Source organism: Achromobacter sp. 46006, assembly GCF_059761975.1.
The window spans coordinates 41,097-53,126 of sequence record NZ_JCBANN010000036.1 but is presented as its reverse complement, the minus strand read 5'-3'; the positions used below and the strand labels follow the sequence as shown (position 1 = coordinate 53,126).

At 54.0% G+C, this 12,030-nt stretch carries 9 protein-coding genes; 6 read left to right on the top strand and 3 right to left on the bottom strand.

Annotation, left to right across the window (positions count from 1 at the left end; all coding sequences use genetic code 11):
• From AC6LKG_RS17420 to AC6LKG_RS17410, 3 genes are all read left to right on the top strand, one after another.
• A partial coding sequence (locus AC6LKG_RS17420; RefSeq protein WP_156525619.1) for an integrase core domain-containing protein occupies window positions 1-99 on the top strand: 99 nt, incomplete at its 5' end.
• A 37-nt stretch (window positions 100-136) separates the two neighbouring features.
• Window positions 137-712, top strand: a complete 576-nt coding sequence (locus AC6LKG_RS17415) for an AbiU2 domain-containing protein (protein ID WP_498166254.1) — start codon at window positions 137-139, stop codon at window positions 710-712.
• A gap of 410 nt (window positions 713-1,122) precedes the next feature.
• Window positions 1,123-2,040: a hypothetical protein gene (locus tag AC6LKG_RS17410; RefSeq protein ID WP_498166252.1), complete on the top strand. Its 918-nt coding sequence runs from the start codon at window positions 1,123-1,125 to the stop codon at window positions 2,038-2,040.
• 301 nt (window positions 2,041-2,341) lie between these two features.
• On the opposite strand, the gene AC6LKG_RS17405 is transcribed toward AC6LKG_RS17410, so the two are convergent.
• A complete protein-coding gene (locus AC6LKG_RS17405; protein ID WP_498166250.1) occupies window positions 2,342-4,240 on the bottom strand; it encodes a DUF4209 domain-containing protein in 1,899 nt (632 codons plus the stop codon).
• 436 nt (window positions 4,241-4,676) lie between these two features.
• Window positions 4,677-4,889, bottom strand: a complete 213-nt coding sequence (locus AC6LKG_RS17400; RefSeq protein ID WP_498166248.1) for a hypothetical protein — start codon at window positions 4,887-4,889, stop codon at window positions 4,677-4,679.
• Window positions 4,890-5,227: 338 nt separating this feature from the next.
• On the opposite strand from AC6LKG_RS17400, the gene AC6LKG_RS17395 reads away from it, so the two are divergent.
• Window positions 5,228-5,692: a hypothetical protein gene (locus tag AC6LKG_RS17395; protein WP_498166246.1), complete on the top strand. Its 465-nt coding sequence runs from the start codon at window positions 5,228-5,230 to the stop codon at window positions 5,690-5,692.
• A 184-nt stretch (window positions 5,693-5,876) separates the two neighbouring features.
• Here the strand turns inward: AC6LKG_RS17395 and AC6LKG_RS17390 are convergent, their stop codons facing one another.
• Window positions 5,877-10,451 carry an AAA family ATPase gene (locus tag AC6LKG_RS17390; RefSeq protein WP_498166244.1) on the bottom strand — a complete coding sequence of 1,525 codons (4,575 nt, stop codon included), beginning with the start codon at window positions 10,449-10,451 and terminating at the stop codon, window positions 5,877-5,879.
• Between the two features lie 448 nt (window positions 10,452-10,899).
• Here AC6LKG_RS17390 and AC6LKG_RS17385 point away from each other — a divergent pair, with 448 nt between their 5' ends.
• Together AC6LKG_RS17385 and AC6LKG_RS17380 are read left to right on the top strand one after the other, a co-directional pair.
• Entirely contained in the window at window positions 10,900-11,229 is a 330-nt protein-coding gene (locus tag AC6LKG_RS17385) for a hypothetical protein (RefSeq protein WP_498166242.1), read from the top strand.
• 119 nt (window positions 11,230-11,348) lie between these two features.
• Complete coding sequence (locus tag AC6LKG_RS17380) at window positions 11,349-12,029, top strand: RraA family protein (RefSeq protein ID WP_054498853.1); 681 nt, start codon at window positions 11,349-11,351, stop codon at window positions 12,027-12,029.
• Window position 12,030 lies beyond the last annotated feature (1 nt).

Here is a 12,030-nt window from a genome sequence, read left to right as displayed (position 1 = left end):
CGCGTTGTAGGGGACTGGATACGCTTTTATAACCACCGGCGCCCACACCAGGCGCTCGGCATGAAGACCCCGGCTGAGGCATTTGCATTAGCCGCTTAAACTGAGCAGGTTCTGCTGGGTCATTACAGACTCGGATATGAGCCAAGCCAACGACATCACAGTGCGACTAATCGAAGAAGGGACCAAGGCCCGATCCTATTTCCAGATTTGGTGGGTCTTGAATAATCGCGCCTATCCAGACTACGAATCAACTATACAACACTGGGAATATTCGGATTTCTTCTACGCAGCCAGTCCGGGTTATTTCACGCTGTTTATGCTGGCCTTGTCAAAGATGTTCGACAGAGATCCTCGTTCGGCAGGCTTTCAGTCGCTAAGAGCGGCATTGGAGCAAGAGGGAAGGCCAGAGGTCGCCGCACAAATCGAGGCAACCTTGACCCCCTTGCGTCCGAAAGTCGAACGTATCATGGAAATCCGCAGCCAGTCCGTTGTTCATAATTCGTTCGGTCTTTCGCGGGATGACATATACAGGGCCAACGGAATTACTATTGATGAGCTACGCGATTTGGTAGACGCGACATGCCAGTGCATCAGTCGCGTTGCAGCCGCACTGGATATACAAGGCCATGCCTTGGCCAGCGAGCGAATGACAAATGCAACCCTCCGAGTGCTGGCAGGTCTGAAGGCCTCCCTGCAGCATACGCGGGACTAATACGGCCGGAACAGAATGCATACCAGTAATGAAGACGGTCTGGCCATTTGCTTACGCAACCAAGGCTCGTACGGTGCCAGAATTCCGAACACTGGAACGGCGGTCAAGGAAATCTCCGCTTATAGCGAGCTAGGAGCACCCACGTCCTCACCCTGGATACCGTAGCGCCTAGATACGGCCAACCCGCATCGCGCAGGTAACCCCGCCAGCGCGACGGCTGCGGAGAAAACTGCCAGCCGTTCAACGACATAGCCTATGAACGAGGTCGATTGGGGGTATGTGATATGTAAAGCGGGCATGTCTATCAGTACACTATCCTGCGCAAGCAACAGATTTAGTTATGCTCGCATATAACAACGTTTAGGGATGGATGGGTAACCGCCATTCAATCGCCCTCGGAGATATCTAGAATGAAACTCGCAATTGATGTGCAGACTATGCACATTTATATGGGTAAGGATTCAGCGAATCGCACAATGCCTTTTGGTTCTGCTGTCACGCAGGCGACTTCTGTGACGAGAGAATTCCAAGCGAGCGACCTTCCCTCCGGTGGAGTGTTGAGTAATAAGCACTGGATATTCCAAGAATTGTCGTTTGATCCCACGTCCCGATTGAGGCGCGGCAACCTGTATCAGCCAGAAACGCAAAAACCTTGGCCCGCAGCCCAGATTATTGACCATCCGCCCCAGGAACTTACGGCGGTTCCGAAGGCGGATAGAGTGGATGAGTTTAGATTCCTTCGGGCGGTATATCCCTACGAGCCGTGTCGGGAATTGATTGGATTACCCAGAGCCGGTATCGGCGCGACATTGGCGCTCGGAACGGCTGAATCCTGGTCGTTATGGCAAGTCGTCCAGGCGGAATTTTCGGTCAGTGGTGCGGTGTTGGTGACGTTGAAATCTCGCAGCTACTTGGGTGCGCTGCCAGATGTCGATCTGGGGAAAATCAATGTGAATTTCCGTGCCGATGTCACGAGCGCCCTTGGCAGAGCGGCGGACGCCGCTTATCGGGAATCCCCCGTTTCGGTGATCGATCAATGCCGCAACACCCTGGTAGTCTGCCTCGCCCGTTGGCTGGTTCAGGAAAACGGGAAACCGCACACGGTGCTTACCGAGGATCTAGGCGAGCTGACAAAAAAGGTGTCTGACGACAACCACTGCATCAAGGCCATTGCCAGCCTGATCGCCCGCTTGCACGCGCGCGGTAAAGACAATGAGCGCCTTCGCCGTCAGAGCCGCACACCCGACGAGGACGACGCAGACCTCGCGGTACAGAGTCTGGGGTTCGCGTTACGAGAGTTTGGATGGATCGCCACGAATGCGCCGTAATGCCGGTCGCTTGTCGGCTCGCAAGAGGCATCCGCCGTTTATCTACTTCCGACCGCTTTGTGATGCGAAGCAGTCTCGCGTCAAGATGGCAGGCAATAGTAGTTCATAAGGAAGCAAGCACTTCGATTAGCAAAACTCACCCTGTGAGTCGACCGGCAGCTGAGCCGTCAGTTGCGGCTACTCAGCATATATGAGTGGTTCTGGTGGCCCAGCGACTCCGGTCTGTCACAGGCATTTCGCGATCCAAGCAGTAGGTTAGAGTCCATTAGCAGATGGTCACTATTTTGCCAAATATGTGGTCCTAGGCTGCGGCCTCGTCATGTTCGGAATGGCCCTCATTAGTGGCGTCCTCCCGAACTTCGATCCTACGAGCGGCGTTCCACCATGTATTGAAGGTGAGCCGCAATGCCAGCCACCATGCATAGATGGCAAACGGTGAATGACACCCATCCTCGTCGAGCAGCCCATGGGCCAGCTCGTTGCGCAAATTGGGGCCGAAGGCATCGCAGAACAGTGACTTGAGTTCAAAAGCCAAATCTTTGCCGAATACCTGTTCGGCTTCCGGCAAATCCATTAAGGTACTCATTCCGCTTTCGTTCTGAATCCCATCCTTGTCGAGATTCGCGGTCCTTGCCCCGGCCTGTTTGAGATGCACGCGTACTAAGTGCTCGATTTGTGGAATGAGGAGATGCAATGCGGTGACGAAATCACGCTCGTAACCGGCAAACAGCGCCTTGCCGAAAAGCCCAGTACGCTCCTTAGGTACGATAGGCGAGTGGCGTGCCAAGTTGAGGAAATCAGCCTCGCGCAAATGGTGTTCCAACAGAAGCACTTCCAAGGCTGGCCAAATGTCGCCTTGCACCACGATGCTGACCAGGATGCTGTAGTCGCGGATCATCTCGGCGCGGATGGCTATCTCATCGTCCTCCGTCAACTCTCCACGTAGGCTCATCGCGGGACGCTTGGCAATGACCCGGCCATCACGACTCATCACGGTCACGGCAAAGAGTGATTGCAAGGGATGCTGGCGCATCCTTTCCAGCGCACTGCTGCGCAGTTCTTTCGCATTTACACCACCATGCAGATTTGCAAATGCGAGCAACGCTTCTTGCGCTGATTTGCCGGTGATGGATTTCCTTGCGTTCTCGACGATCTGGGTTATATCGACACCGGGTGTCCGTATCAGGCCCATCTCCCCCAACGATCTTTCACCTGAGTCGTTCAGGTGAACTCGCAGCTCAGCAATTCGTTCATCCACTCGGTGTGTCGCGCGCTCAGCCTTGGGAATCGTTCGATAAGTCTGGATAGCATTCTCGTAGAAAGTTGCGGCCACCATGTGGCTTGGACTTGCCGACGCGGTTCGTGCGATGGCTTCCTTAACCCAGCCCTCGGCGACGGCTGCCATCATTTCGGCCGCTTTGGCCTCGTCGGGGATGGCTTTGTTCCAGTTGGCGGCCGCAGAGAAATACTCTCGCGCCCTGTGCAGATCTCCTTCTCCATCGAACTCTTGGGCCAAGGTTTCTAGTTTCCTTGCCACCTCTACTCGGTGGGCTCGTCCCAGGCCACTCGACTTTAAAAGGTCGGCCAACCAGAGCCCAAGGAAGCCGCTAGCGCGGGTTGCTGCGTTGAATGCAACGACGATAGTCGCCTCCATTTTCGCCAATCGGTCGCCAGCACCGCCCCTGAGCATCTGCGCCAGGCTGATGGCGCGTGGCCAGCAGTCTCGCCCACCGTGTATCCATGTTTCCGTGTCGAGCGAAAGGCATCGGTAGGCGTCAATGGCCTTCAGTGCGAATGCAGTGTTGCGAGGCTTACCCTTCAGCCAGACCAGATCGCTGAGCCGTGCCTTCAGCCAATCGTCGTCTACTGCATCGACAATCTCTGCGAAGAACAGGATGTCCGCGTCGGAAAGGTCATCCGGAACGACCGACCGGCGATCATGGAGCACAGCAAAGGGCTTGAAGGGCTCGTTCGGACTCGACGGCGAAAGCATCATCGAGCAGGCATCGGCAAGCAGCCAGAGCACCTTTCCATGCTTATGATGGCCCTGCTCGATCGAGCTGCGTGCGGCCGCTGAAAAAACCTGCCACATTGCCGAGTAGCCTTCGCGAGATGCTTGGCCTAGCGCCTGCTTCCACCCAGAAGCAAGAAAATCGTCAAGTGAGATCGCCAAGTCATTTGGGTAGCGTTCTTTACTCATTCCTCGATCTCTCTAATGGGTGAGTACGAAGCGCGCAGCTAGCGTCGTAGTGTGGCTCCGAACCCAGTGATCAATTGAGCTGAACCGCATTCGAAAACTGGACTGTTATGCCCATGGGTTGAGCGCATGCGAATGTCAGCTTACTGTGCAAAGGGCATAGTTGGAAGTGCATCCGCAAAGGACCACTCTTAGCTAATAGCTAAGACAGCAGCCGGCCACTGAGCGGCGGCCCTCGCGGCGCAATGGATATAGATCCACGGAGCACGGACGACAGCAAAGGTCCGGAAGGCGCCAACCTTGTTTGGCCGCTTTCGACCCGAAGTGGTCCTGCGATTATCGAGGTTTTCTTGCTCATTTGAGATCGTCATGAGACGAAAAATTCGTGCGCGACGATGGAAAACTAATCCGAGCAGGAAGAGAGCGCCCATAATGCATATCACGTCTGCAACACCCCTAGCACCTCTCCGAACTTCATGCCTCGAAATGCTACGACGATTGGAGCTAAAATCCAGGCCACTAATCCAATACCGAAGAGAGGTCTTGCTGACTGCGGGGCGCAGATTTCGATAATCTTTATCCCCAGAAAAAGCAGCAGTGGAGCACCGAGATACACGAGCGAGGCCTCGCCCTCCGAAAATGCCTCGGACATTCCGATCTTCTCCTTTCTCTGTGCTATCGGCTCGGGAAAGACTGTTCGAAACCTTGAGGTCATTCCTCACGTGGAGCGTCTTATCGATGAATTTCGGTCGTTCCCGACGAATGAGCCTTTCGTCCTTTATCGCTTTCGCCTCCTTGTGGCTTGAACTTTGCCCTTGGACGACCCAGGAGTCCCTGACAAGTTCAGGCACCGCAAATGTCATACCATCCTCAATCCCTTGAATTCGTTCGTAAGATACTAACTCGCAAGACCTAGCTTCAAAAACAGTGGCGGGCTACCATTCGCCACCAAAAAAGCCCCAGCCTTACACCATTTCGTTTGATGCATTCATGAAGCTCCCGAAGCCGCACTTTTACAAACTTACCCTGACTCCGTCGACAGGCTATGAAGCAGTACTGGAGGGTTCGCTGCGCTCGGGTTTTGTTCTACCGGCAACTACGGTGTGTCCTAAGCTCTATGTCATTACTCGCGAAAAAGATGTTCATTACGTGGGCGTGACGAATAGGCCAATGGCTGCACGAATCAACTTGGGACTCAAGGCGAAAGGTAAAGGTGGCTATCATGGCTACAAATGGAAGAATGTGAAATCTCCCTTGCGCCTCATAGTTTGGTGCTTTCCGGAAGAGAGCAAACCTTTTCTTCGGGTACTCGAAACGGTTGAGGCCGAATTTGCGTATCTAATTCGCAAAGAAACAGGAAAATGGCCGTTGAGCCAAACTGAAATTCATTTCTACCAAGCCTCTCAAGCACAGTTAACTGCGGTTGCCGAAATCATGGAACAGTGCGTCACTTAGGAAAAAGTGTCAGACCACAATTCTAAAACTTCTAATAATTCCGCCTCACCATGGACCGCTTCTGCTTAGACTGAGTTCACGCTGGCTACCCGGAGGAGGCTTAGGTCCACGCACCCCATTATCAAACAGCCAACATTCAGCATTACATGATGCTCATGCCCGGCACCACTTCAGGGCAGATCGATCATGGCCGTTCTGCATCCTTAAGCCACTCATTCACTCCATTCACTCCCAAAGCCAGCAACGTATCCTGCACCGCAACCACACGTTGCAGCATGGCCCCCCCATCTGACTCTTCCTGTTCTTCGGCCTGTGCAAAGAGGCGGGTCAGAAGCTGTGTCAGATTGTTCTCATGGTCATACAGATACGGGCTTACTCGGCGAATATAGTTCAGATAAATCTCAGTGGATTCCAGCGCTGACATCGGATCACGAACTGATGTAGCGTTTAACCATTCGTCGAATCCATATACATCTCTTTGTGTGGATTCAGTCTCGGCTTCAAGCAAGGTAAAGCAACGCCTGATCAGTTCAGTTGGCACTGAAACAAGCGGTGCTTTTTCTCTAAAAAGGCTTCTGCATTTGCGCGCTACAGCGGCAGCTTCGGAATTCGCAGCGCTTAAGCCCTCCTGAATACCTTTTATACATTGATCGCGGTGTTGCTGCATATTGCCGGGGTGTGTCCAAACGCTTGCTGCGCCACGCCAAGCTTGGCCGGAATTTCTCGATATTAATTCAGAGAGAAAGGCGGGGAATTCAATATTTTTCGAAAAAGCAGCCAGGGCTGATATGCGTCCCCAGGTTTCCAAGTCTTTATCTTGCCCATCGTGGTAGAGACGTGATAGCCATGGGGCAACAATGCCGAAATTTTGGTGGTAAGCGTGATACAGGCACGGCTCCGCCGTAGCCCAAAGTCCGGTGGTGTTTTCTTGCATGGCAAGATCGAACAGTTCCCAACCGAGATCTGGTTGAAGGCTCTGTAAATAAGGCAAGCGCCTCAGAATCAGGCTGCGGATAGCAGGGTGCTCGTCGGCGGCAAATTGGCGCAACGTAGGCATTAGATATTCAGGCCAAGCCAAATTGTTTTCGTGCAATTGAGTGGCCATGATCATCAGGGCCTCCACAATGTGACCACGTGCCATATTAATGCCGATAGTAAGCAAATCGACGGAATCTCCAGAAATGGAGCTCTCTTCCCTAAGCGTTAAAAAATCGATCGTCAGAAACACCAGCCTTTCAGCAGACAGCGTGCTTTTAAGTACGTGTGCACATGCTTGCAACGCATTCGACGCGATTCGGTTGTGGTGCCAGTGGGCGGGGTGTCTTTCCAATTCATCCAAGATGTGCCGCGCCAATGCATCGGAATCTGGCTCCTCAATGGCTGACCAACCGTTTTGGCTTTGCAAGCTGCCGTGGCGATAAGCCAAATAGGCGGCGACGCCGTCCATGATGTCGTCGCGAAAACGTTTGGGGAGTTGTGCCCAACGTATTTGCAATAAGCGCAAAAAGCGTTCGGGCTGACGTGAAGCGGCCTCACGCAATTGTCCGCCAACTTCTTCTTCTCCACCCACTAGAAAATCATCAAATGAATTCCGATCGTGCCCGTTATAGTGGGCTAATAGTCGCAGCGTTGCGTCATCGCTTGCGGTAAGAAAAACTTCAAAAGAAAAAGGTGCGCTCACCATGCCACTACGCATACCAATGTCAGGTTGGCGCTCTACGGGCCAGAACGATTTTTCGCATTCATTTAGCACCGCTTGACTGGCAGACGAGCGCAGATGACATGGGATAGTAAGAATCAGCTGCGCTTGCATTTTCATCATCCATGACCGTCGCCTCGGGTCGGCAGCGTCTTTCCGATGAAGGCCTAGAATGATCGCTTGAATCGCATCTTGCGCCGCACTGTCAAGCTGCGCAAATGAGCTTTGTATCAGCGTGCCCAATTCATAGGAAAGAATTGATTGCAGCAGCGGTTTTTCGTGCAACAGGCGTCCAATCACATCGAGGTTGCTTGCTGATGTCGCCGTGCACGCAAGGATGGCGAAATAACGTAATGCACCTTCGGCGCTGAAACATAAACGTTCACGGTTATTTCGCCACCAATCGGAATTGGTGTTTGCATGGTGCAAGACTGCAGATTCAATCGCGTCCAGAAGGATGCGTTCGCTACCCACATGCCGATACTCGACTTCGCTGTGCACGTCATTGTAAGACGTTTTGCGTAGGAATCCGCTCCAGTAGCTTACTGGTGTTTCTCCATACCGTAACTGTATGATTTGGCTCCATTGCTCAACAGAAACAATGGCCATGTCCAGTAGAGTGGTGGACTTTTGCATTCGATCTGCAAGAAACTTGTCGTGGCTATTGCCAAATTCATGCGACTGGCAATGTAGCTTCGAGCCAAAGTGATATCCCAGTACATCCTCGTTGCTGATCTCGCCCGCAATGTAGTGCCACAACACGGAATCATCTAGATTGCCGGATTTTATGCAGTGTGCGAGCGCGTGCCCAAGAAAGCTGTGTTCCTGCCGCGGTAACTTGAGCAAGATCAGCAGCAAAGGCTCAAACAGCGCCAAATGGTTAGCGTGAATTTGGGTGATGTCATGTGTCATTGAATGGACAAAGTGGGCTTTATCCACCCCGTCCATGGTCAGCACCTCAATCCAGAACGCGACTACGCCCGCTGCATCGTCGTTTTTCCACTGTGACACCCGGTGCACATGTGTCGTCAGTCCGTCCATATCCCGCCAGTCTTTCAACATCGGAACCAGATGCTTGAGCCAAAAGTAGTGCCATTCCGGTCGGATTGCTTGGGTATAGATAACCTGAAAAACTTCGCGATGCGTAGCTCTTAAGTCGCGTATTAATGGCCAGTCCTCATCCTGAGGTACTTGCTGAGAAAAAGACTCCGCCACTAGGCGGCGAATGTGGAAGGCGTGTGAGCTCATCAAAACGGTGCGCAATTGTTTTCGGAACTCGCGTCGATCCCTAGTGGCTAGTTGCGTAATAAAGTTGCGAATGCTGGGACGCACAAAAGGCACGGGCGGCAAGTTTTGAATGAACGCATTCAAACTTACACCGTGTCGCTCTGCCCCACTTGTCACCAGTACATCCAGCAGAGTTTGATGCCCAAACGTCAATTGTCCGCCCTGCATTGCAATCAGTACGTTGTGACTGAGCAGCGCCCTCAGGGTTTTTTCAGATGCAGAAAATCGCTGCCGGGACACCGCCAAGCTGCGCAGTCTGAGCATTTCCGAGGCCATCGCTTCGATGGCTTGCATTGCAGCATCTCCCAGCGCGCTATTGGATTGAACGATCGTTGTCAGATAATGCTGCGCTAATGCTTGGCTTGTCACTACATTGAAGCTGCCGCCTTGCTGCGCCAGTTCCACATACAAAGCCAGTTCACGCGGATTGCGGATTAACTCGCGCGTGGCTGCATCAGTGACGGAAGTATCAATGCCGAGCTTGATAAGCAGTGGGGTAATTTCCGTTTCCCAACTCAATGGCCGGCAAGTGAATTCTTCATCCCACGTTCTTTGAGCAATGCGCCGATCGTATTGACGGTCAAAGTCACGGCAGGCTGTGGTGACGGTGACATTGGGGATCAGAAGGAGCTTATCAATTTGAGCCAGAAAATATGTCAAAACTTGATGCTCTCGGGCAATGGACAGAACATCTAAGGAATCAATAAGCACCACAACATGGACATCCTCTGCCATGCGTGCAACCTTGCCCACCCAGTCCTCGGATAGCCCCTGAGCTTGGCGATCTTGTACGGTGGTAAAGTCCGCAAACTCGCGTGATTGAATGAATAGCGGCAGCAAGTTTGAGCGGGTTTGGGCGAGCCGCTCCAACTCATCTTGCAAGGCAAGCATCACGCAGGTTTTGCCCGAGCCTGGCAATCCGGTCAGTAGAATGGAGCGATGCTTGGCTGCAATAGCTGCGAGGATATCGTTGACCAGCGTGCTTGGAATGCGCTCGTTGCCAATATCTCTGCGCCATATACGACCAATGGCAGAGGTGCTTTGGAATGAAGCTCGAACTTCCCTCAAATCTACGGAGGGGGTCAGCATTGATCCAGCTTGATTCAGGAGGTCTACGAGATCTGCTTTGGTGAGTCGATGTTGTGCAGCGGAGTTGTGGGCATTGCCGTTGACTCGCATTCCAAGGCAATCTAGACGTGTCCACAGGGCATTATAAGCCGCTGAAGGATTGCTTACCAATCGGCGTAAACGTTCGTGCAGCAGTGCCTGCATACGGTCCAAGTCGGGGCTAACCTCAAAGCTTGTTCGACTCAGGAATGTGTATGTCGAGAGTTTTGGGGCCTGCTGGGAAAGTAGTTTTTCCAGCTGTGTATCCGTCTCCTGATGCATTAGGCCGAGATAGGCCTGATAGGCAGATTCGTCGGCATAATTGGTGCTAAATTCGTGCAACGCTGTCAAGTCGCCAAAATTGTTGCGTGAATAAAAACGAACTAGCGCTGTGTCATCGCTGGTAAGCAGGCTCTTCGCTTTATGCAATTCATTGCTCAAGTCGACTATTGACCACGCCTTGAACGATGTTTGATTCTTTTTGCATTGGCAGCAAATTTTGCTGCCGTCTGCTTTTCCAAGCACCACATCGTCCACCAACCACTTGACTGAATCAACCTCGAGCCATTCATACTCCGGATCTGATAAAAGGGTCAAAGCCAAATCAAGGGCAACAAGAGTTTGGTAACCATCTCCGCGGTTGGATTGGATGCCTGCTTTGCTCATTTTTCCCTCTTGAATGTTGCTCGTGCCCCGAAGCCAGCCAGTATGAATCACACCTGCTTTCGTGGAGATTTCAATCTGGCGACAACTAGGCGCTCAATGACCGCCTCGGGTCGAAAGCCGTCATTTAACATGATCCTCTGTGCGCGTACACAAGTAGCCAAATTGTCCCTCCCAGACCCACCACCGGCCGCACCTCCCGTATACTCCCCCCACTACCGCACCAACGGTAGTCCCGGAATGGAAGCCGGGTAAGCTATAGGCGGACAGCCGCCGCTCAGGCGGCATTTTCATGTCCAGCGTCTACGCACGTCCCTATGGGCGGGCCTGGACGGGGGTGCGCTTGCGCACGCCGGGTCCTATAGCTCCGGTCTTCCAACCCTGTCTTGTGCCCGCCCGCCCCGTTTGGAAGCGGGGAGGCGGGTTCTCCACTCGCTATAGGAGGCAGCCCATGCTGCACCCCCTCACTCAAAACCCCTGGCAAATAGACACAGACCGCGAATCCGGCCCCGTCTCCCTTTCCCACCTCCACCAACTAGACCGCACCCGCTACGCCATCCAGACCATCGCCCGCATGGTCGGCAACAGCGCATCCGAACCCGACGCCACCGGCTCCCCACCGCTGGACCCCTGGGCAATCAGCGCCCTGATGGGCGGCGTCGAAAGCCTCTGCGAGCACCTCGGCACCCTGACCGAAGCCATGCTCGACCAGGCCCTGCGACCCGACGACGAAAGGGAAGCTTCCAATCCCACCCACAACGCTCCCCCCTCGATCCAATAACATCCACGAAAATAATTCCTACATAACCGGGAATTTATATCGTTTTGAGGATCGCCCCGCGAGGCCTTGTAATGCGTGTTCGCTTATTGCCGTTCACGCCTTCAAGAAAATTCCTCGCTATGAATCCCATCGGATACCGCATTCTTCCCCGGCCCGCGCCGGCCGTCGCCGCTGACGTGCTGGCCGGTTTTGCCGCCATTGGCTCGGCCCAGATCAGCGATTGCATGAACCGCCTGTACGGCGTCAGCGGGCTGCGTCCGCTGCACGCCGGCAACCAGCGTACGGTTGGCCTGGCGCTGACCGTGAAGACGCGGCCGGGCGATAACCTGATGATCCACAAGGCGATTTCGCTGGGTGGCGCGGGCGATGTGATCGTGGTCGATGGCGCTGGCGATACCAGCAATGCGCTGGTCGGCGAGTTGATGATGATGGACGCGCAGGGGCGCGGCATTGCCGGGTTCGTGATCGACGGCGCGGTGCGTGACCTGGACGTCTTCGCGCAGGGGCAGTTCGGCTGCTTTGCGCGCGCGGTGTCGCACAAGGGGCCGTACAAGGATGGTCCGGGCGAGATCAATGTGCCGGTGTCGGTGGGCGGCCAGGTGGTCAACCCGGGCGACGTGGTGGTCGGCGATGCCGACGGCGTGGTGGTGATTCCCGCCGAGCATGCCGCGGCGGTGCTGGCGCTGGCGGTCAAGAAGGAAGCCGACGAGGCGGTGGCCAAGGAGAAGCTGCGCGCCGGTACCTACACCAAGCCCTGGCTGGAAAAGACGCTGGCCGAGAAGACGGGAGCCGCGAAGTGAA